The following is a 20,497-nucleotide window of genomic DNA, read 5'->3' as shown; positions in this document are numbered from 1 at the left end:
CTTCGCTCGATTCTGCAAAGATTATAAGGGCAAACAGGATTTAGGCGACTGTGATGCTTGATCAAGCCACATAGCATTTTATAAATTCCGTTTCTTGAACATAAGACATTGCGTTAAGTCCCTCTCCTATAGCACATGCTTTAAACACTCCTGCGCCAGCTCTAAGCCATTTCTCTCTACTTGATCATAACTCTCTCTTAAATCGCCTGAATGGCTTTTAGAGTTGATATTTAAGCTTTAAGCATTAGTCACTTGTTAATGAAGTAATGCCCGGCTGCATATGCTGCCTTCAAGCAATTCACTCTTTCTTTAACGCGGCAATCCTCAAATGCAGCATTTCTTGCGCTGTCCTTCCCTCTCTTGAATAGATTCATGTATGAGACAATTGCCATTCATTAAAACAGCGCCAGTCCAACAAATTCAGCACATGTACTATCCTTCATGCCTTCATTCTATTTTTCACAGGTTGCTGTCAGCGTAGTTCTGATGGAAAACAAAAACCGTGGCTTTTCTTTAAAATGAGCAAAAAAAACTTCCAGTTTTGAAATAAATCAAAACTGGAAGTTTATAAAGGGCAGGCAGGCCCTTTTAATTGATACCGGCGGTCGGGGTCGAACCGACACTCCCGTGAAGGAACGGGATTTTGAGTCCCGCGCGTCTGCCAATTCCGCCACGCCGGCAAATTATGATGGAGGCGGCAACCGGACTCGAACCGGTGATAAGGGTGTTGCAGACCCATGCCTTACCACTTGGCTATGCCGCCATAACTTTTGGAGCGGAAGACGGGGTTCGAACCCGCGACCTCCACCTTGGCAAGGTGGCGTTCTACCACTGAACTACTTCCGCAAAAGCTGGGGTACCTGGATTCGAACCAGGGCATGACGGGATCAAAACCCGTTGCCTTACCGCTTGGCTATACCCCAATAATTGGATGGGGCGGACGAGGGGAATTGAACCCCCGAGTGCCGGAATCACAATCCGGTGCGTTAACCACTTCGCCACGACCGCCATAATATTATTGGTATATCGATTAGTTATTAAAAGAAAAAACATGGGGCGGACGAGGGGAATTGAACCCCCGAGTGCCGGAATCACAATCCGGTGCGTTAACCACTTCGCCACGACCGCCATCATATAAAATTTAAAATTGGCAGGGGCAGTAGGAATCGAACCCACATCGGAGGTTTTGGAGACCTCTGTTCTACCGTTAAACTATGCCCCTATAAAAACTGGTGGTGGGGGGCAGATTCGAACTGCCGAACCCGAAGGAGCGGATTTACAGTCCGCCGCGTTTAGCCACTTCGCTACCCCACCTAGTGGTGCCGGAGAAAGGACTTGAACCCTCAACCTACTGATTACAAGTCAGTTGCTCTACCAGTTGAGCTACTCCGGCATGGAGAATTAAAAAATAAAAAAATGGTGGGTCAGGACGGAATCGAACCGCCGACACTTAGAGCTTCAATCTAATGCTCTACCAACTGAGCTACTGACCCACGTAATTAAGATAAAAATGGCGGTCCCGACCGGGATCGAACCGGCGATCTCCTGCGTGACAGGCAGGCATGTTAACCGCTACACCACGGGACCTTTTTGGTTGCGGGGGCAGGATTTGAACCTGCGACCTCCGGGTTATGAGCCCGACGAGCTACCGAACTGCTCTACCCCGCGACAATAATATAGGTGATACAGTGTTACTCTTGCGCTTTCGCTTGATGGACACCTGCATCGCCTTTCGGCTGCTTCGGTGTTAATCGTTGTCTTCGTTCAGCGATTTTTTCTATCCGCGACGATCGTATTGTTCTTACTTTATCATACTTATATTCACTTTGTAAGGCATTTCAGCGTTAAAGGAATATCTTATATAATAGAAGAAACTTTTCAAATCATTACTGGAATTATGTATGTTGGAAATGGTGGAGGATGACGGGATCGAACCGCCGACCCTCTGCTTGTAAGGCAGATGCTCTCCCAGCTGAGCTAATCCTCCGTATAATATAAATCAACATCTGTGACAATTTGCGAACTCTGCTATGAAGACGTTAAAGGAATACTCCTTCCTCGCTTCGCTGCGTCGTCGCAAATTACCATCTTCGTTTGGTAATTTGGTGACCCCTACGGGATTCGAACCCGTGTTACCGCCGTGAAAGGGCGGTGTCTTAACCGCTTGACCAAGGGGCCATTAATTGGTATTGAAGAATATCTACTGGCGGAGAGCAAGGGATTCGAACCCTTGAGACGGTTGCCCGCCTACATGATTTCCAATCATGCTCCTTCGGCCACTCGGACAGCTCTCCAAAAGTTGGCTCCGAAGGTAGGACTCGAACCTACGACCATCGCATTAACAGTGCGGTGCTCTACCACTGAGCTACTTCGGAATAATATGGATCAGCCTGGCAACGTCCTACTCTCACAGGGGGAAACCCCCAACTACCATCGGCGCAAAAGAGCTTAACTTCCGTGTTCGGGATGGGAACGGGTGTGGCCTCTTTGCCATCATTACCAGACCAATTTATTTTGAAAGACAAGTATTATTATACCAAGTCTACAAGGTATTGCAAGCTTTATTTTCAAAAAACCTGCGGCTTGTGCCTTCAAAACTGGATATGCGACATTGAACAACGGTGTTGGTTAAGTCCTCGATCGATTAGTATTCGTCAGCTGCACGCGTCGCCGCGCTTCCACCCCGAACCTATCTACCTCATCGTCTTTGAGGGATCTTACTTGCTTGCGCAATGGGAAATCTCATCTTGAGGGGGGCTTCGTGCTTAGATGCTTTCAGCACTTATCCCGGCCACACATAGCTACCCAGCGATGCCCCTGGCGGAACAACTGGTACACCAGCGGTGTGTCCATCCCGGTCCTCTCGTACTAAGGACAGCTCCTCTCAAATTTCCTGCGCCCGCGACGGATAGGGACCGAACTGTCTCACGACGTTCTGAACCCAGCTCGCGTACCGCTTTAATGGGCGAACAGCCCAACCCTTGGGACCGACTACAGCCCCAGGATGCGATGAGCCGACATCGAGGTGCCAAACCTCCCCGTCGATGTGGACTCTTGGGGGAGATAAGCCTGTTATCCCCGGGGTAGCTTTTATCCGTTGAGCGATGGCCCTTCCATGCGGAACCACCGGATCACTAAGCCCGTCTTTCGACCCTGCTCGACCTGTACGTCTCGCAGTCAAGCTCCCTTGTGCCTTTACACTCTGCGAATGATTTCCAACCATTCTGAGGGAACCTTTGGGCGCCTCCGTTACTCTTTAGGAGGCGACCGCCCCAGTCAAACTGCCCGCCTGACACTGTCTCCCGCCCCGATCAGGGGCGTGGGTTAGAATTTCAATACAACCAGGGTAGTATCCCACCGACGCCTCCCCCGAAGCTGGCGCTCCGGGTTCTCTGGCTCCTACCTATCCTGTACAAGTTGCACCAAAATTCAATATCAGGCTGCAGTAAAGCTCCACGGGGTCTTTCCGTCCTGTCGCGGGTAACCTGCATCTTCACAGGTACTATAATTTCACCGAGTCTCTCGTTGAGACAGTGCCCAGATCGTTACGCCTTTCGTGCGGGTCGGAACTTACCCGACAAGGAATTTCGCTACCTTAGGACCGTTATAGTTACGGCCGCCGTTTACTGGGGCTTCAGTTCGCACCTTCGCTTGCGCTAAGCACTCCCCTTAACCTTCCAGCACCGGGCAGGCGTCAGCCCCTATACGTCACCTTACGGTTTTGCAGAGACCTGTGTTTTTGCTAAACAGTCGCCTGGGCCTATTCACTGCGGCTCTCTCGGGCTATACACCCTACCAGAGCACCCCTTCTCCCGAAGTTACGGGGTCATTTTGCCGAGTTCCTTAACGAGAGTTCACTCGCTCACCTTAGAATTCTCTTCTCGCCTACCTGTGTCGGTTTGCGGTACGGGCACCTCCCGCCTCGCTAGAGGCTTTTCTTGGCAGTGTGAAATCAGGGACTCCAGGGCGCAATGCCCCTTGCCGTCACAGTTCAATGTTTGCGGAAACGGGATTTGCCTCGTTTCCCACCTTGCTGCTTGGACGCGCTCAACCAACGGCGCGCTCGCCTTATCCTTCTGCGTCCCCCCATTGCTCAAACGGCGGGGAGGTGGTACAGGAATATCAACCTGTTGTCCATCGTCTACGCCTATCGGCCTCGACTTAGGTCCCGACTGACCCTGAGCGGACGAGCCTTCCTCAGGAAACCTTAGGCATTCGGTGGACGGGATTCTCACCCGTCTTTCGTTACTCATACCGGCATTCTCACTTCTAAGCGCTCCACGGATCCTTCCGGTCCCGCTTCGACGCCCTTAGAACGCTCTCCTACCACGGACATCTGAGATGTCCATCCACAGCTTCGGTAATCCGTTTAGCCCCGGTACATTTTCGGCGCAGTGTCACTCGACCAGTGAGCTATTACGCACTCTTTAAATGATGGCTGCTTCTAAGCCAACATCCTGGTTGTCTAAGCAACGCCACATCCTTTTCCACTTAACGGATATTTGGGGACCTTAGCTGGTGGTCTGGGCTGTTTCCCTCTTGACTACGGATCTTATCACTCGCAGTCTGACTCCCAAGCATAAATCACTGGCATTCGGAGTTTGTCTGAATTCGGTAACCCGGGATGGGCCCCTAGTCCAAACAGTGCTCTACCTCCAGGATTCTCTATCTTGAGGCTAGCCCTAAAGCTATTTCGGAGAGAACCAGCTATCTCCAGGTTCGATTGGAATTTCTCCGCTACCCACACCTCATCCCCGCACTTTTCAACGTGCGTGGGTTCGGGCCTCCAGTAAGTGTTACCTTACCTTCACCCTGGACATGGGTAGATCACCTGGTTTCGGGTCTACAACTGCATACTCATTCGCCCTATTCAGACTCGCTTTCGCTGCGGCTCCGGCTTCTCACCTTAACCTTGCATGCAATCGTAACTCGCCGGTTCATTCTACAAAAGGCACGCCATCACCCATAAACGGGCTTTGACTAGTTGTAGGCACACGGTTTCAGGATCTGTTTCACTCCCCTTCCGGGGTGCTTTTCACCTTTCCCTCACGGTACTGGTTCACTATCGGTCACTAGGTAGTATTTAGCCTTGGGAGATGGTCCTCCCGGATTCCGACGGAATTTCACGTGTTCCGCCGTACTCAGGATCCACTCAGGAGGGAAGCGATTTTCGGCTACGGGGCTGTTACCCACTGTGGCGGACCGTTCCAGGTCGCTTCGCCTAACCGCTTCTTTTGTAACTCCGTATTGAGTGTCCTACAACCCCAAGAGGCAAGCCTCTTGGTTTGGGCTGATCCCGTTTCGCTCGCCGCTACTCAGGGAATCGCATTTGCTTTCTGTTCCTCCAGGTACTTAGATGTTTCAGTTCCCTGGGTCTGCCTTCTCATGTGCTATGAATTCACACATGGATACCGCCCCATTAAAGGCGGTGGGTTCCCCCATTCGGAAATCTCCGGATCAATGCTCACTTACAGCTCCCCGGAGCATATCGGTGTTAGTGCCGTCCTTCTTCGGCTCCTAGTGCCAAGGCATCCACCGTGCGCCCTTTCTAACTTAACCATTAGAAAGTCGACCGATAAATCGGTCTCATCACTCGTGTTGCTTGTTTTCGTTGTTTCAATGTCGTCATATCCAGTTTTCAAAGAACAAGCTCGTTTTCGCGCAAAAAAAAAGAAAACGATTGGTGGAGCCTAGCGGGATCGAACCGCTGACCTCCTGCGTGCAAGGCAGGCGCTCTCCCAGCTGAGCTAAGGCCCCAAGAAGTTATGGTGGGCCTAAATGGACTCGAACCATCGACCTCACGCTTATCAGGCGTGCGCTCTAACCAGCTGAGCTATAGGCCCTCTTGGGTATTCAAAATGATCAGGAAAGTTCTACTGAACCTTCAAAACTGAACGCAAAACGTCAACCGAAACCCGCAGGTTTCGTTCCGAATATATCCTTAGAAAGGAGGTGATCCAGCCGCACCTTCCGATACGGCTACCTTGTTACGACTTCACCCCAATCATCTGTCCCACCTTCGGCGGCTGGCTCCACAAGGGTTACCTCACCGACTTCGGGTGTTACAAACTCTCGTGGTGTGACGGGCGGTGTGTACAAGGCCCGGGAACGTATTCACCGTGGCATGCTGATCCACGATTACTAGCGATTCCGGCTTCATGCAGGCGAGTTGCAGCCTGCAATCCGAACTGAGAACGGTTTTCTGGGATTGGCTCCCCCTCGCGGGTTGGCAGCCCTTTGTACCGTCCATTGTAGCACGTGTGTAGCCCAGGTCATAAGGGGCATGATGATTTGACGTCATCCCCACCTTCCTCCGGTTTGTCACCGGCAGTCACCTTAGAGTGCCCAACTGAATGCTGGCAACTAAGATCAAGGGTTGCGCTCGTTGCGGGACTTAACCCAACATCTCACGACACGAGCTGACGACAACCATGCACCACCTGTCACCGCTGTCCCCGAAGGGAAAGCCCTGTCTCCAAGGCGGTCAGCGGGATGTCAAGACCTGGTAAGGTTCTTCGCGTTGCTTCGAATTAAACCACATGCTCCACCGCTTGTGCGGGCCCCCGTCAATTCCTTTGAGTTTCAGCCTTGCGGCCGTACTCCCCAGGCGGAGTGCTTAATGCGTTAGCTGCAGCACTAAGGGGCGGAAACCCCCTAACACTTAGCACTCATCGTTTACGGCGTGGACTACCAGGGTATCTAATCCTGTTTGCTCCCCACGCTTTCGCGCCTCAGCGTCAGTTACAGACCAGAAAGTCGCCTTCGCCACTGGTGTTCCTCCACATCTCTACGCATTTCACCGCTACACATGGAATTCCACTTTCCTCTTCTGCACTCAAGTCCCCCAGTTTCCAATGACCCTCCACGGTTGAGCCGTGGGCTTTCACATCAGACTTAAAGGACCGCCTGCGCGCGCTTTACGCCCAATAATTCCGGACAACGCTTGCCACCTACGTATTACCGCGGCTGCTGGCACGTAGTTAGCCGTGGCTTTCTGGCGAGGTACCGTCAAGGTGCCAGTAGTTAATTGGCACGGTTTCTTCCCTCGCAACAGAGTTTTACGATCCGAAAACCTTCATCACTCACGCGGCGTTGCTCCGTCAGACTTGCGTCCATTGCGGAAGATTCCCTACTGCTGCCTCCCGTAGGAGTCTGGGCCGTGTCTCAGTCCCAGTGTGGCCGATCACCCTCTCAGGTCGGCTACGCATCGTCGCCTTGGTGGGCCGTTACCCCACCAACTAGCTAATGCGCCGCGGGCCCATCCTGCAGTGACAGCCGAAACCGTCTTTCCGTAACCTCCCAGGAGGGAGGTCAAACTATTCGGTATTAGCACCGGTTTCCCGGAGTTATCCCGATCTGCAGGGCAGGTTGCCCACGTGTTACTCACCCGTCCGCCGCTAAACGCTTGGAGCAAGCTCCAAGTGTTCCGCTCGACTTGCATGTATTAGGCACGCCGCCAGCGTTCGTCCTGAGCCAGGATCAAACTCTCCATTATAGAGAACCGATTGCTCAAATTCTGCTGGCGTCTCGCCGTTCCGAAGAACGCACGAGTCGCTTGATCTGGCAATGCCTGATCAGTATGTTAAGCCACGAACACCGTGTTGCTCACGCACCCTTGCGCCGATTGCCTGAGGCAACCTTCGCAAAAGCCGTTCTCGCGCCAAGGCGCTCGTGACGTCTTTCGTTGACGTTTTGCTGTTCAGTTTTCAAGGTTCATGTTTTCGTCCTGTAAAAGCGACTTCTTTAATTTAACATCGTTGTCGTTTGGCGTCAAGCTTTTTCGAAATGTTTTATTATCCTGAAAAAACTTAATCTCTCTTTGCGACGTGTATTATCATAATACGGATTCCACTTTCCTGTCAACGCTAAAACTGAAAAAACTTCAAAAAGTTTTCTTCTTCATCTATTAGCAAGTTTGTTCATATGGAATACCGGCAGCTCTTTGTCCAAAGCCGTACTCCTTCTATGCCCTTGCCTCCCTTGATTTTCGCTTTAATCCTCCACTTCCTGCTTCTTTACCTTTCAAGATTTCGACTAGTTAGTCTCAATATAATTCCTCCCTCGCCCTTTTCCTAACTAAAAAAGAATTGATTCCCTTGTAAAAGAATCAATTCTTTTTTATAAGTTATTCTCTTTTTAGTTTTTCACATAATAGTATCGATGGAAGATTCCTTCACTTTTTGTCTTTATACTTTCAGTGGAAAGCAAATCTTTTTCAACCAAAAACTCTATAAAGACTTCCAAATTCGATGAGTAGTTTCTCAACTCTTCCTGTTCATGCAATTCCTGGATGGTCCATTTCTCTTTTTGTTCCATTACTTCCCGAATATGCTGAGCCCCATCTTTTGTGCGGGAGTGGATGAAAAATTCACTCGCTAAAAATAAAAGCTCTAACCGTTTTTCCAACGCTTCATCGCTCATGACCAGTTCTTCGTAGAGTTTGTATATAGCCGGTTCCATTTGTTTCACTTGCGACCATACGGTTACTTCAGGCGGCAGCCCGTTTTCCAGAACAGCAAGCCTCGCCAAATGATGAAGCGACTCTACGATATGGTGATAAGCATCCAGATAGTTTTTCTCTTCAAAGAAGACTTTGCCTTCCAAGTAGCGGCGAATCAGCTTTGCAAATTCCATTCCCATTTTGATTTTGCGTCCATAGAACGGATAGTCTTTCAATTCGGTTTTGAGTTTCTCCATAAATTCGTTGCGGTCGTATATGATGCGCCCGTGGAACAACCAGTCCACAATCTTTCGGTTGGTTCCAAGCAGCAGCCATTTATGCAGCTGTTTTTCAGTAACGATATGCATAGCCGCTTTTTTATCCAGGTACGTATAATGCTTGGTAAATACGGGTGTTTCATTTTCCTTAGTGATGATCAGCAGAATCGAGTCGAATGTATCGGTGATTGGGCTCACCTTTTCACGCTTCTCAACCAGAATCACTCCAAGGGTGCTTTCCTGGCTGGCGCGTTCCTGGTAAATGGGTCTTAGAATTTGTTCCATCAATTTCACTCCTTGCAATACTATCTATACTTATTCACTTCGTTCCTGTTTTTAAAAGCCGTAAGGCGAAATTACTCAACCACTTCCTGCGTATGTATGCATCTGTTGCCGCTTTTCTTTATTTCGACATATTTCTCCATGATTCCTGCACGCTTTAATCTTTATCACTTTTTCGCACTGTTTATGATATAGTATGATGGATGCAAGGAGGAAAGAATTTAAATGAAACCTTATAAAAATAAAATCAATCGTATCCGGACTTTTGCCTTAGCGCTGATTTTCATCGGCATTGTTATTATGTACGTCGGCATTTATTTCAGAGAACACCCGTTGGTCATGGTGATTTTCATGTTGCTCGGTGTAGTTGCCATTATTGGCAGCACAGGCGTCTATGCCTGGATCGGACTCTTATCGATGAAGACCGTTCCGGTAGAATGCCCGAACTGCGGAAAACATACAAAGATGCTTGGACGCGTGGATATTTGCATGCATTGCAACGAACCGCTTACAATGGATCCTGCTCTTGAAGGAAAAGAGTTCAACCAGGATTACAACAAGAAAAATTCGAAGATATAAATATAAGGTCCGCGTGAACTCGAAGTTCACGCGGACCTTTTTTATTTGCTGCAAAAAGGGCAAAAGAAAAAACGAGCACTAAAGCCTGCTCGTTTTTTATTGGGCTTTTGCCGTTTTCCCTAGACAGTCCTGGCACGTTCCATAGATTTCAAGCCGATGGTAATCCACTTGGAATCCGGTAACATGCGAGGCGAGATGTTCCACTTCATCCAGTCCCGGATAATGGAAGTCGACGATTTTGCCGCAATCATTGCAAATTATATGGTAGTGGTCGTGTGTCACAAAATCAAAACGGCTGGAAGAATCCCCGTAAGTCAATTCTTTTACAAGCCCTGCTTTTCTGAACACACGCAAATTGTTATAAACCGTTGCAACGCTCATATTTGGAAAAGTTTTCTCAAGCGCGCGATAAATGTCATCCGCTGTCGGGTGCATCGTTGAATGGATCATATACTCCAGAATCGCATGGCGCTGTGGAGTAATTCGAACACCTGTAGACTTCAAAGCATCAAGCGCGTCTTTTAACTGTACTTCAGACATCGCTGTGCACCTCACTTCATCAATATTCTTACATTGTAATCGTTATAAATAGTGTACCCAAAAATGAGGAGCGATGTCAAGAAATCACTATATTGTCCGTTCTGCCAAGTGCTTTTCCAATTATTTTTGATGCAAATCCTTTTCAACTCGGCCGAGGCGCAGATTGACAAGTCGCGCAGCGACAAAAAGAAAATCCGACAACCGGTTTAAATATGCCAATACATTGGGCGGAACTTCTTCCCCGATGGATATAGCGGCGCGTTCCGCTCTTCGGACAATAGTACGCGCCATATGGAGAGCCCCTCCAGCGGGATGCCCGCCCGGCAGGATAAAGTTTTTCAATGCCGGCACTTCTGCATCAAAGCGGTCGATCCATTGCTCCAGCTTGGTAATGTCTTCTGCTGTCAGCTTCCATTTCACTTCTTTGCCTTTTGGCGTGGCCAATTCTGCCCCGACATGGAAAAGTGTGGTTTGGATTTCATGCAAAACTGCTTCCACTTCTTCTTTTTCCTCGAAGAATTCATTAAACAAATGGCCTGCTGCCACCCCAATCATGGAATTCGCTTCATCACAAGTGCCGTAAGCTTCCACTAATGGATCATTTTTTGCGACACGTGTGCCATAGACGAGTGAAGTTGTTCCTTTATCGCCGGTTTTTGTATAAATCTTCATCTTTAATACCCCCGCTCCATATTGACGAGATTGCTCGGATGCGGATCTTCCGCGATCCACTTTTTCAGATTTGCCACAAACACTTCCAGCGCCCGTTCGACATATTTTTCAGAATGGCTGGAAACATGGGGCGACACCACTACATTTGGCATCGACCAAAAAGGGTGGGCTTTCGGCAGCGGCTCTTGCTCAAACACATCCAGTACGGCATAAGCAATTTCTTCTTTTTCCAGCGCTTCGATTAACACTTTCTCTTCAACCAGGTCTCCGCGGCCAAAATTCATAAAGATGGCTTCGTTTTTCATAGCCCGGAAGTGTTCGGCTTTTAGCATGTGCTTTGTTTCTTTGGTGCTTGGCAAAACCGAAATGACACTATCGACTTTCGGCAATACGTCGATCAATTGGCCAAGCGCCACCATTTCTTCCATAGCATCTGCAGATTTGCCTGAACGGTTACAGCCAATGGTATGGACACCGAACGCCTGCAGCAAACGCCCGATTTCCACTCCGATGGCCCCTGGTCCCATGATCAATGCAGTTGATCCAGACAATTCGGTAGAACCTGATTTTCGGCTCCATTCCTCTTTGCGCTGCTGTTCATAGATAAAAGGCAGTGACCGTTTCAACGCCAGCAAATGGGCGAGCACCGATTCTGTCATCGGCGTCTTGTGGATTCCTCGTACATTGGAGACCACAATGCCCTTTTCTAAAATTGCCGCATGCGGCATCTTTTCAACCCCAGCACTGGCTACCATGATCCATTTCAACTTTTCCGCTTGCTGAATATCTTCATCTGAAAGATCTTCGCCAAATGTAACCACGATATCTGCCGTAGGCAAGCGTGATTTCCCTTTATACTCGAAATAAAACTCTACATCTGGAAATTCAGCAATCAGCTGTTGCTGCTGATGCTCTTTTGGAATGAACGTGAAAAAAACTTCCATCATCTGTCTCCCCTCTTAACGGTTGGTAAGCGATTTCAATGTTTCAAGAACTTCTTGGATATGGTTCTCTACTTTTACTTTTCTCCATTCCTTGACGATTGTTCCGGTTGGATCAATTAAAAACGTAGAACGTTCAATGCCCATGAATTCTTTGCCGTACATCTTTTTCTGTACCCACACCCCATATGCTTCTGATACTTGATGGTCTTCATCCACCAACAAAGAAAACGGCAAGCCGTGCTTTTCAATGAACTTGACATGCTGCTTCTCGGAATCTGCGCTGACTCCCAGAATAACCGCATTCAATTCCGAAAAATCTTCCTGGGCGTCCCGGAAATCACAAGCTTGCGTCGTGCAGCCAGGCGTCATATCTTTCGGATAAAAATAAAGCACCACGTATTTTTTTCCGGCAAAATCTTCTAATGCCACCGTTTCCCCTGCTTCGTTTTTCAATTTAAAATTTGGCGCTTCCAATCCTTCTAATAAAGTCATCATCATCACTCCTTTTCTTACTCCTATCGTACCCAACCTGCTCTGCAGTTTCAATTTCTTTGGCGTTCAGACCGTATTTTGTCTACAATAGGTAAGAGATTACTCTAGGAGGCAATAAACATGAATCATTCAACATCCGAGAAGCTACACGAAGAAGCGCTGCAGCACATTGTCGGCGGCGTCAACAGCCCATCAAGATCGTATAAAGCAGTGGGAGGCGGCTCACCCGTCGCAATGGAACGTGCCAAAGGCGCTTATTTCTGGGATGTCGATGGCAATAAATACATCGACTACTTGGCTGCATACGGTCCGATCATTACCGGGCATGCCCATCCGCATATTACAAAAGCGATCACGCATGCAGCAGAAACGGGTCTTTTGTACGGAACACCGACCCGCCACGAAATTACCTTTGCCAAAATGCTGAAAGAAGCCATGCCGAAAATGGACAGAGTCCGTTTTGTCAACAGCGGAACGGAAGCCGTCATGACGACCATCCGTGTTTCCCGCGCTTATACAGGACGCACCAAAATCATGAAGTTTGCCGGCTGCTACCACGGCCATTCCGATTTAGTGCTCGTTGCAGCCGGTTCAGGCCCTGCAACACTTGGAACACCGGATTCTGCAGGAGTGCCAAAAACCATTGCAGAAGAAGTCATTACGATTCCATTTAACGACCCTGCTGCTTTTTCGGAAGCCATGGACAAATGGGGCGAAGAAATTGCTTGTATTTTGGTCGAACCAATTGTCGGCAACTTCGGAATTGTGGAACCGAATAAAGGCTTCCTTGAAGACGTACACCGCATCGCAAAAGAAAAAGGCGCTTTGATTGTCTACGACGAAGTAATCACGGCTTTCCGCTTCCATTACGGCGGCGCTCAGGATTTGCTGGGGCTGACTCCAGACCTGACTGCACTTGGAAAAATCATTGGCGGCGGCCTTCCTATAGGAGCATACGGCGGCAAAAAAGAAATTATGGAAACTGTAGCGCCGCTTGGACCTGCTTACCAAGCTGGAACTATGGCAGGCAATCCGGCGTCTATTCAAGCAGGAATCGCTTGCCTCGAAGTTCTTCGCGAAGAAGGCGTCTACGAGAAAATGGACGAACTTGGCCGCCAACTAGAAGAAGGAATCCTGGCTGCCGCTGAAGATTTTGGCGTCACCATTACCATTAACCGTTTAAAAGGAGCCTTAACGATTTACTTTACAGACCAAAAAGTAGAAAATTATGAACAGGCAGAAGCAAGCGACGGCGAAGTATTCGCTCGCTTCTTCAAATTAATGCTCGAGCAAGGCATCAACCTTGCGCCATCTAAATATGAAGCTTGGTTTTTAACGACTGAACATACAGCAGAAGACGTAGAAAAATCAATTCAGGCAGTGCGTGAAGCCTTTAAACAGCTTTAACCATGCAACCTGCGGAATGAAAGGGAGGGGGATATGCGTCCATGCAATTAGGAGCACGAATTTTTAAAACCGGAATCGCTATTTCGCTGGCTTTGTTTTTAGCTGATTTGTTGGAGCTGCCCATCCCTTTCATGGCAGGCATAGCAGCGATTTTTGCCATTCAACCTTCTATTTACCGTTCTTACTTGACGGTTTTGGATCAAATATACGGAAACCTTATCGGAGCCGTAATCGGGATTATTTTTGTACTGACTTTGGGGACTAACTATCTGACTGTTGGCCTTGCCGCTGTTTTAGCCATCATTATTATGCTGAAATTGAAGCTGAATAATCCGGTGCCGTTGACGCTCGTAACCATTATTGTCATTATGGAATCCCAGCAAGAAGCATTTTTAGAGTTTGCTGGTTTGCGGTTTCTCACAATCGTGCTTGGAATTCTGTCTTCTTTCATTGTAAACATCATCTTTTTGCCGCCGAAGTATGAAGCGCGGCTATTCACTTCTATTCATGAAGTATCGGAAGAAGCAATCCGCTGGATCCGCATTTCAATCCGGCACGTATCCGACCATACTTCTGTCAAGAATGACATTGACCGCTTGACTGAAAAACTTGAAAAAGTGGACCAATGGTACTCCTTCTATAAAGATGAACGAAGCTACACCAAAAAACAGCAGTTTGCCAAAGCACGGAAACTCGTGCTTTACCGGCAAATGATTGCCACTACCCGCAAAAGCCTGGATCTGTTAAAGAGGCTCCACCGTTTTGAAAACGAGCTGTCGGAACTGCCAGAGCAATTTCATATGATGCTGCAGGACCATTTGGAAAGTTTAACCAGTTATCACGATCAACTTTACATGAAATATATCGGAAAGCTGCGCCCTGAGCATAGTGAAACTTCCGCTGAGCACGCCATCTTGAAACGCAATGAAGTATTGGCTATTTTTGTAAAAGAAATCTCATTGGCCCAAGAAGAAGCAGGAGACGATTTATCCATTTATCATTTAATGCATGTATTATCTGCTCTCCTTGATTATGAAGAACAGCTTGAGCATCTGGATTTGCTCATCATCTCTTATTACAATTACCATTCCGAAGAAGTCGGTTCAGATATCGAAAATGTTATATAAAAAACGTGCCTGGCAAATGCCTGGCACGTTTTTTGTCTTACGATTTCATGCGCGGATCTAGTGCATCCCGCAATCCGTCGCCCATTAAATTAAATCCGAGCACCGTCAGCATGATCGCAATCCCTGGGAAAATCATCGTCCACGGGGCATTCGTTAAATACGAGCGGGAATCCGCCAGCATTTTTCCCCATTCCGGAGAGGGCGCCTGTGCACCGAGTCCCAGAAACCCAAGAGCAGCCGCTTCGATAATGGCTGTCGCAATTGCCAGAGTCCCTTGAACAATTACCGGCGCCATGGAATTCGGCAAAATATGCGAAAATAAAATCCGGTTGTCTTTCATGCCGATCGCTTTGGCTGACATGATGTACTCGTCTTCTTTGATGCTCAAAACTTTTGATCGGATCAGCCGCCCAAAGTTCGGTACGTTGATGATCGCAATGGCGATCAGGGCATTCCGCAGGGATGGCCCAAGAACCGATACAACCGCAATCGCCAGCAAAATACTTGGGAAAGCGAGCATGATATCGAAAATCCGGGAAATGATGGTATCCACCCAGCGTCCGTAATAACCCGCTAAAATCCCTAAAATACTGCCGACTACTACAGAACCGATTACCGCTAAAAATCCGACCCACAGAGAAATTCGTGCGCCGTAGACGATTCTTGATAAAATATCACGGCCAAAATCATCCGTCCCCATCCAATGATCGCCAGAGGGAGGCAAAAGCCGCTGGGATAAATTTTGTTCGTTGATTCCTTGCGGTGTAAATAAAGGACCGAAAATTGCCAGTAGGATAAAGAACAGGACGATTCCCATTCCGACAACCGCTACTTTGCTTTTTCGGAATCCGCGCCATGCTTCTTTCCAGGGTCCGGCAACTTTGTCCACTTTCACTTCATCTTTATTTGCTGCAACATTAGCCACTGTGTTCCTCCCCCTTCCTAATCATATTTGATGCGCGGATCAACTAAGCCGTAAAGCAAATCGACAAATAGATTGATCATGACAAAGATAAACGCAACAATAAGAATTCCTGACTGGATTACCGGATAATCACGGAAACCGATCGCTTCATAAATATAACGGCCAATTCCAGGCCATCCAAAAATGGTTTCCGTCAAAATGGCGCCGCCAAGCAGCAAGCCCATCTGAAGGCCGATGATGGTCAAAACCGGGATAATGGCATTTTTCAAGGCATGCTTGTAAACAACCCAAAACATTTTCAGCCCTTTTGCACGGGCAGTGCGTACATAATCCGAACGCATCACTTCAAGCATGCTTGAGCGTGTCATTCTGGCAATGATCGCCATTGGAATCGTGGCAAGCGCCGTTCCCGGCAAGATCAAATGCTTTAATACAGTCGCCAACTGATCAAATTGTCCGGTAATCAATGTATCAATCACATAGAAATTCGTGATGACATCTACCGGATCCCGCACGTTCTCCCGGCCGGTCGTCGGCAAAACACCGAGTTCAATCGAGAAAATCCATTGATTCATCAAGCCCAGCCAGAAAATCGGCATCGATACCCCGATCAAAGCGATAATCATGGCTAGATAATCAAACCAGGAATTCTGGAACCAAGCGGAAATGATGCCGGCATTGATGCCGATGATCACAGCGATAATAATCGCAAATACCGATAATTCAATCGTAGCCGCCAAATACGGCCAAACTTCGTCAACTACAGGTGTACGGGTGCGAAGAGATTCTCCCAAATCCCCCGTCAATAAGCCTTTCAGGTAATCAAAATATTGAATATACCAAGGATTATCCAATCCTAAAGTTGTACGCAGCGCCTTTATTGCTTCTTCGGATGCTTGCTGGCCTAAAATAACTTGTGCAGGATCTCCTGGGATCGCCCGGATAATTAAAAATACGATAAATGTCATGCCGAGCAAAACCGGAATCAATTGCATAATTCGCCGTCCGATATAGTGAAGCATGTTCTCCACCTCTCCATCCCTTGCATATGTATACATTAAGAAAAAAGAGGAGAAATCAAGATGACCTCTCCTCTCAACATTCCTACTCCAAATCTACAGTAGACAATTTGTCAGAACCGGTTGGGTGTGCTTTGAAGTTCACTACATTCTTGCCGCCTGCTAGAAGCGGAGTTGAGTGAGCCAGTGGTACCCAAGGGGCGTCTTCATGAATAATTTCTTGTGCTTTTCCGTACAAATCATTGCGCTTGTCTTCATCAACTTCTGTTTGAGCCTCAATCAAGATATCGTGCAATTCCTGGTTTTTGTAGTATGTGTAGTTGTTTGAACCGATGTTGTCCTGGTCAAGCAATACATATAGGAAGTTGTCGGCATCGCCGTTATCTCCTGTCCAACCAAGCAAGAAAGCATCCGCTTCCCCGTTTGCAGCTTTTTCAAGATACGTTGCCCATTCAAAAGAAACAATTTTTGCTGTTACGCCAACATCTGCCAAGTTTTTCTGGATGGCTTCAGCCACTTTTTGGCCGTCCGGCATATATGGACGTGGAACCGGCATTGCGTAAAGTTCCATTTCAAAGCCGTCCGGAAGTCCAGCTTCAGCCAGCAATTGTTTCGCTTTTTCAGGGTTGAAGTCATAATCTTCAATGCTGTCGTTATATCCGCTGATTACAGGCGGCATAGGGTTTTTCGCGATTTCGCCGCGGCCTTCAAAGAATGCGTCGACAATCGCTTGTTTATCGATTGCATGGTTCATCGCCTGACGGACTTTCGGATCGTCAAACGGTTCACGTGTCGTCGTCAATCCAAGGTAGCCCACGTTCATGGACGGACGTTCGAACAATTGAAGCTTATCATCGCCTTCGACAGTTGCACCGTCAGAAGGAGTGATGCCGTCTGCCAAATCGATTTCGCCAGACAATAAGGCATTCAAGCGGGCAGAGTTATCAGGAATCGAACGGAACACGACTTGATCCAATTTCGGTTCGCCTTCCACCCAGTAATCCGGATTTTTCTCGATTGTGATCGAATCGTTGCGTTTCCATTCTACAAATTTGAATGGACCTGTACCAATCGGTGCATCGCCGAATTTGTCGCCAGCTTTTTCAAATGCAGTTGGCGAAGCAATTCCGAAAGAACTCATTGCCAAGTTTTTCAGGAATGGCGCTTGCGGGCGTTTCAATTTAAATTCAACTGCGTAGTCGCCAGTTGCAGTGACAGATTCAATGACATGGCCTTCTTCATCACCGAAGCCGCCAAACATGGACCCGTAGTATGGGAATTGGTCTGCATTTCCTGCAGCCCAGCGTTCAAAGTTTGCCACTACAGCTTCTGCATTAAAATCTGTGCCGTCGTGGAATTTCACGCCTTCTTCCAATGTGAATGTATACGTCAGCCCATCTTCAGCTGCTTCCCATTCTGTTGCAAGCCCAGGATGAATTTCTGTATCCTGTTCACCGAAATTCACCAATGTATCAAAAATGTTCTTTGTGACTTTGTAGGATTCCCCGTCCGTTACGGCAATCGGATCAAGTGAAACCGAGTCTCCGCCGCGGCCAAAGATCAATACTTTCGGTTCGCCGGAATCTCCGCTGTCCCCGCTGTCCCCTTCTGTGTTATCCGACGCATTATCGGAACTACAGCCGTAAAGCGCTGTCGCAAGCAATAAAAGCATCAGAAAAGCCAGTGATACGAGCTTTTTCTTTCTCAAATTGACCCCTCCATTTGTGTTATTTATTATCATTGCGGCCTGGACTCTTCGTAAAGGTGGCAGGCTACAGAATGACCTTTTTCAACTTCCGCAAAGATTGGTACTGTTGTTTCACAAATATCCATCTTAAATGGACAGCGCGTATGGAATCGGCAGCCGCTTGGAGGATTCGCCGGACTTGGCACATCGCCTTTGATCACCACTTCTTCCCGCAGGAAATCCGGGTCCGGAACCGGCACTGCTGACAACAGGGCTTGCGTATAAGGATGAAGCGGTTTTTCGTACAGCGCTTCGCTGTCGGCAAGTTCTGCCATCTGGCCCAGATACATGACCCCTACCCGGTCGCTGATGTGGCGCACGACGCCCAGGTCATGGGCAATAAATATATAAGTAAGCTTCAGTTCTTTTTGCAGATCCTGCATCAAGTTTAAAACTTGGGCCTGAATCGAAACATCAAGAGCGGAAACCGGCTCATCGGCAATAATCAGTTTCGGATTGGTCATCAAAGCGCGGGCAATGCCGATGCGCTGCCGCTGTCCGCCGCTGAACTGATGCGGATAGCGCTTTGCGTGATAGCTGCTTAATCCGACAATTTCAAGAAACTCATAAACTTTTTTCTTTCGTTCCTTTGGGTCTCCGAGGTTATGTACATTCAACGGTTCCATCAGGATTTTTTCAATTGTGTGCCGTGGATTCAACGATGCATAAGGATCCTGGAAAACCATCTGGATATCCCGGCGCACTTTGCGCATCTCGCTGGTTGAAAGCGCCGTCAATTCCTGGCCATCGAAAATCACTTTTCCTTCTGTGGGCTCCAGCAATCGCATGAGCATCCGGCCGGTCGTCGATTTTCCGCATCCCGATTCCCCGACAATTCCGAGCGTTTCCCCTTCATTTACGGTGAAGGACACATCGTCTACAGCTTTCACGTAATTTTTTACTTGGCCAAGAATTCCGGATTTGATCGGAAAATATTTTTTCAGGCCTTCAACTTTTAACAACGGTTCTGTCATGTGCCTGCACCTCCTTCGGGTCAAATAGGAAGCAGCGGGTTTGGTGGTCTTCTTCCGTCCGGTACAAATCTGGATTTTCTACGATGCAGCGGTCAAAAGCGAATTCACAGCGCGCTGCAAATCGGCACCCTGTCCGGATCGTTCCTGGTTTTGGGACATTGCCCGGAATGGAATACAAGCGCTCTTTCTTAAATCGCATATCCGGAACAGATTCCAGTAATCCTCTTGTATAAGGATGCTGAGGATCTTTAAAAATTTTATGCACCGGGCCTTCCTCTACCACTTTACCTGCGTACATGACAATAACGCGTTCGCAGGTTTCTGCTACGACGCCTAAATCATGTGTTATTAGCAATACAGCTGTGTTTAGCCGTTCATTTAAATTCTTGATCAGTTTCAAAATCTGGGCTTGGATGGTTACATCGAGTGCCGTTGTCGGTTCATCTGCAATCAGCACTTTCGGATCGCAAAGCAAAGCCATTGCAATCATCACCCGCTGGCGCATTCCGCCGGATAACTGATGAGGATATTCTTTCATCAAGCCTTCTGCCCGAGGCAGGCCGACCAATTTCATCATTTCGATTGCGCGTTCCTGAATCTGTTTTTTCGACCAATCTTTTTTGTGGATTTTTACCGCTTCCCGCAATTGGTCGCCGATTGTAAACAACGGATTTAAAGAAGTCATCGGTTCCTGGAAAATCATTGCTATATCATTGCCACGAATGGCCCGCATTTGTTTTTCGGATAATTTTGTCAAATCCTTATCTTGAAATAAAATTTCGCCTTCTGTGATTTTCCCCGGCGGGCTTGGGACCAACCCCATTACCGACAAGGAAGTCACGCTTTTTCCACAGCCTGATTCGCCAACAATTCCAAGGACTTCCCCTTCCCGTATATGAAAGTCTATATTGTCTACAGCTGGAATTTCGCCGTCGTCGGTGAAAAAGGATGTCTTTAAACCCTTGACGTCCAATATCGTTTTTCGGTTTTCCATTTCGGCACCCCTTTTTTATTTCAGAAAATTCTATGTGTTTTTATTATACGTAAGATTAGTATTATTTCAATAGTTTT

At 47.9% G+C, this 20,497-nt stretch carries 13 protein-coding genes, 18 tRNA genes and 3 rRNA genes; 3 read left to right on the top strand and 31 right to left on the bottom strand.

Annotation, left to right across the window (positions count from 1 at the left end):
- Window positions 1–596: 596 nt before the first annotated feature.
- The 22 genes from QWY22_RS05540 to QWY22_RS05435 all read right to left on the bottom strand — a co-directional run bounded on the left by QWY22_RS05540 (window position 597) and on the right by QWY22_RS05435 (window position 9,003).
- Window positions 597–680: transfer RNA gene (locus QWY22_RS05540), tRNA-Leu, on the bottom strand.
- A gap of 9 nt (window positions 681–689) precedes the next feature.
- Window positions 690–763, bottom strand: a tRNA-Cys gene (locus QWY22_RS05535).
- Window positions 764–771: 8 nt separating this feature from the next.
- Window positions 772–846: transfer RNA gene (locus QWY22_RS05530), tRNA-Gly, on the bottom strand.
- A 5-nt stretch (window positions 847–851) separates the two neighbouring features.
- Window positions 852–923, bottom strand: a tRNA-Gln gene (locus QWY22_RS05525).
- Window positions 924–932: 9 nt separating this feature from the next.
- Window positions 933–1,008, bottom strand: a tRNA-His gene (locus QWY22_RS05520).
- A gap of 44 nt (window positions 1,009–1,052) precedes the next feature.
- Window positions 1,053–1,128 (bottom strand) — tRNA-His (locus tag QWY22_RS05515).
- A 20-nt stretch (window positions 1,129–1,148) separates the two neighbouring features.
- Window positions 1,149–1,222, bottom strand: a tRNA-Trp gene (locus tag QWY22_RS05510).
- Between the two features lie 8 nt (window positions 1,223–1,230).
- A tRNA-Tyr gene (locus QWY22_RS05505) sits at window positions 1,231–1,314 on the bottom strand.
- A 3-nt stretch (window positions 1,315–1,317) separates the two neighbouring features.
- Window positions 1,318–1,393 (bottom strand) — tRNA-Thr (locus QWY22_RS05500).
- A 24-nt stretch (window positions 1,394–1,417) separates the two neighbouring features.
- Window positions 1,418–1,493: transfer RNA gene (locus tag QWY22_RS05495), tRNA-Phe, on the bottom strand.
- Between the two features lie 18 nt (window positions 1,494–1,511).
- Window positions 1,512–1,587, bottom strand: a tRNA-Asp gene (locus QWY22_RS05490).
- 4 nt (window positions 1,588–1,591) lie between these two features.
- A tRNA-Met gene (locus tag QWY22_RS05485) sits at window positions 1,592–1,668 on the bottom strand.
- Window positions 1,669–1,911: 243 nt separating this feature from the next.
- A tRNA-Val gene (locus tag QWY22_RS05480) sits at window positions 1,912–1,987 on the bottom strand.
- Window positions 1,988–2,103: 116 nt separating this feature from the next.
- Window positions 2,104–2,178 (bottom strand) — tRNA-Glu (locus tag QWY22_RS05475).
- Between the two features lie 26 nt (window positions 2,179–2,204).
- Window positions 2,205–2,294 (bottom strand) — tRNA-Ser (locus QWY22_RS05470).
- A 6-nt stretch (window positions 2,295–2,300) separates the two neighbouring features.
- A tRNA-Asn gene (locus tag QWY22_RS05465) sits at window positions 2,301–2,375 on the bottom strand.
- 13 nt (window positions 2,376–2,388) lie between these two features.
- Window positions 2,389–2,504: ribosomal RNA gene (rrf, locus tag QWY22_RS05460) — 5S ribosomal RNA — on the bottom strand.
- 120 nt (window positions 2,505–2,624) lie between these two features.
- Window positions 2,625–5,559, bottom strand: a 23S ribosomal RNA gene (locus QWY22_RS05455).
- 122 nt (window positions 5,560–5,681) lie between these two features.
- Window positions 5,682–5,757, bottom strand: a tRNA-Ala gene (locus QWY22_RS05450).
- Window positions 5,758–5,766: 9 nt separating this feature from the next.
- Window positions 5,767–5,843, bottom strand: a tRNA-Ile gene (locus QWY22_RS05445).
- Between the two features lie 102 nt (window positions 5,844–5,945).
- Window positions 5,946–7,495 (bottom strand): 16S ribosomal RNA (locus QWY22_RS05440).
- Together the 16S, 23S and 5S rRNA genes with 18 tRNA genes alongside form the textbook arrangement of a ribosomal RNA operon.
- A gap of 641 nt (window positions 7,496–8,136) precedes the next feature.
- Window positions 8,137–9,003: a nucleotidyltransferase-like protein gene (locus QWY22_RS05435; protein ID WP_300983472.1), complete on the bottom strand. Its 867-nt coding sequence runs from the start codon at window positions 9,001–9,003 to the stop codon at window positions 8,137–8,139.
- Between the two features lie 222 nt (window positions 9,004–9,225).
- On the opposite strand from QWY22_RS05435, the gene QWY22_RS05430 reads away from it, so the two are divergent.
- On the top strand, window positions 9,226–9,579 hold the full coding sequence (locus tag QWY22_RS05430) for a YgzB family protein (protein ID WP_036805765.1): 354 nt from the start codon (window positions 9,226–9,228) through the stop codon (window positions 9,577–9,579).
- A 96-nt stretch (window positions 9,580–9,675) separates the two neighbouring features.
- On the opposite strand, the gene perR is transcribed toward QWY22_RS05430, so the two are convergent.
- From perR to bcp, 4 genes are all read right to left on the bottom strand, one after another.
- Window positions 9,676–10,119, bottom strand: coding sequence for a peroxide-responsive transcriptional repressor PerR (gene perR, locus QWY22_RS05425; RefSeq protein ID WP_036805768.1), 444 nt, complete (start codon window positions 10,117–10,119; stop codon window positions 9,676–9,678).
- Window positions 10,120–10,239: 120 nt separating this feature from the next.
- Window positions 10,240–10,791, bottom strand: a complete 552-nt coding sequence (locus QWY22_RS05420) for a cob(I)yrinic acid a,c-diamide adenosyltransferase (protein WP_053166921.1) — start codon at window positions 10,789–10,791, stop codon at window positions 10,240–10,242.
- A 2-nt stretch (window positions 10,792–10,793) separates the two neighbouring features.
- Complete coding sequence (locus tag QWY22_RS05415; RefSeq protein ID WP_300984336.1) at window positions 10,794–11,735, bottom strand: D-2-hydroxyacid dehydrogenase; 942 nt, start codon at window positions 11,733–11,735, stop codon at window positions 10,794–10,796.
- A gap of 15 nt (window positions 11,736–11,750) precedes the next feature.
- A complete protein-coding gene (gene bcp / locus QWY22_RS05410) occupies window positions 11,751–12,227 on the bottom strand; it encodes a thioredoxin-dependent thiol peroxidase (protein WP_176294685.1) in 477 nt (158 codons plus the stop codon).
- A 120-nt stretch (window positions 12,228–12,347) separates the two neighbouring features.
- On the opposite strand from bcp, the gene QWY22_RS05405 reads away from it, so the two are divergent.
- Both QWY22_RS05405 and QWY22_RS05400 read left to right on the top strand, forming a co-directional pair.
- On the top strand, window positions 12,348–13,634 hold the full coding sequence (locus QWY22_RS05405) for a glutamate-1-semialdehyde 2,1-aminomutase (RefSeq protein ID WP_300983471.1): 1,287 nt from the start codon (window positions 12,348–12,350) through the stop codon (window positions 13,632–13,634).
- A gap of 41 nt (window positions 13,635–13,675) precedes the next feature.
- On the top strand, window positions 13,676–14,761 hold the full coding sequence (locus QWY22_RS05400; RefSeq protein WP_300983470.1) for an FUSC family protein: 1,086 nt from the start codon (window positions 13,676–13,678) through the stop codon (window positions 14,759–14,761).
- Window positions 14,762–14,798: 37 nt separating this feature from the next.
- Here the strand turns inward: QWY22_RS05400 and nikC are convergent, their stop codons facing one another.
- The 5 genes from nikC to QWY22_RS05375 all read right to left on the bottom strand — a co-directional run bounded on the left by nikC (window position 14,799) and on the right by QWY22_RS05375 (window position 20,420).
- On the bottom strand, window positions 14,799–15,686 hold the full coding sequence (gene nikC / locus QWY22_RS05395; protein WP_036805784.1) for a nickel transporter permease: 888 nt from the start codon (window positions 15,684–15,686) through the stop codon (window positions 14,799–14,801).
- A 17-nt stretch (window positions 15,687–15,703) separates the two neighbouring features.
- The gene (locus tag QWY22_RS05390; protein WP_036805787.1) at window positions 15,704–16,708 is read right to left on the bottom strand and encodes an ABC transporter permease; all 1,005 of its coding nucleotides are present in this window, start codon (window positions 16,706–16,708) and stop codon (window positions 15,704–15,706) included.
- 82 nt (window positions 16,709–16,790) lie between these two features.
- Window positions 16,791–18,413, bottom strand: a complete 1,623-nt coding sequence (locus QWY22_RS05385; RefSeq protein WP_300983469.1) for an ABC transporter substrate-binding protein — start codon at window positions 18,411–18,413, stop codon at window positions 16,791–16,793.
- Window positions 18,414–18,442: 29 nt separating this feature from the next.
- The gene (locus QWY22_RS05380; RefSeq protein ID WP_300983468.1) at window positions 18,443–19,426 is read right to left on the bottom strand and encodes an ABC transporter ATP-binding protein; all 984 of its coding nucleotides are present in this window, start codon (window positions 19,424–19,426) and stop codon (window positions 18,443–18,445) included.
- Window positions 19,401–20,420 carry an ABC transporter ATP-binding protein gene (locus QWY22_RS05375; RefSeq protein WP_074511584.1) on the bottom strand — a complete coding sequence of 340 codons (1,020 nt, stop codon included), beginning with the start codon at window positions 20,418–20,420 and terminating at the stop codon, window positions 19,401–19,403. The genes QWY22_RS05380 and QWY22_RS05375 overlap by 26 nt, the downstream gene beginning before the upstream one ends.
- Window positions 20,421–20,497: the final 77 nt, after the last annotated feature.

This window comes from Planococcus liqunii (assembly GCF_030413595.1).
Lineage (GTDB): Bacteria > Bacillota > Bacilli > Bacillales_A > Planococcaceae > Planococcus > Planococcus liqunii.
This window is presented reverse-complemented; position numbering and strand designations above follow the sequence as displayed.

Coding starts and splice junctions, on each gene's coding strand:
- QWY22_RS05435 (WP_300983472.1), bottom strand. CDS start 9,003: ATGGAACAAATTCTAAGACCCATTTACCAGGAACGCGCCAGCCAGGAA.
- QWY22_RS05430 (WP_036805765.1), top strand. CDS start 9,226: ATGAAACCTTATAAAAATAAAATCAATCGTATCCGGACTTTTGCCTTA.
- perR (WP_036805768.1), bottom strand. CDS start 10,119: ATGTCTGAAGTACAGTTAAAAGACGCGCTTGATGCTTTGAAGTCTACA.
- QWY22_RS05420 (WP_053166921.1), bottom strand. CDS start 10,791: ATGAAGATTTATACAAAAACCGGCGATAAAGGAACAACTTCACTCGTC.
- QWY22_RS05415 (WP_300984336.1), bottom strand. CDS start 11,735: ATGGAAGTTTTTTTCACGTTCATTCCAAAAGAGCATCAGCAGCAACAG.
- bcp (WP_176294685.1), bottom strand. CDS start 12,227: ATGACTTTATTAGAAGGATTGGAAGCGCCAAATTTTAAATTGAAAAAC.
- QWY22_RS05405 (WP_300983471.1), top strand. CDS start 12,348: ATGAATCATTCAACATCCGAGAAGCTACACGAAGAAGCGCTGCAGCAC.
- QWY22_RS05400 (WP_300983470.1), top strand. CDS start 13,676: ATGCAATTAGGAGCACGAATTTTTAAAACCGGAATCGCTATTTCGCTG.
- QWY22_RS05390 (WP_036805787.1), bottom strand. CDS start 16,708: ATGCTTCACTATATCGGACGGCGAATTATGCAATTGATTCCGGTTTTG.
- QWY22_RS05380 (WP_300983468.1), bottom strand. CDS start 19,426: ATGACAGAACCGTTGTTAAAAGTTGAAGGCCTGAAAAAATATTTTCCG.
- QWY22_RS05375 (WP_074511584.1), bottom strand. CDS start 20,420: ATGGAAAACCGAAAAACGATATTGGACGTCAAGGGTTTAAAGACATCC.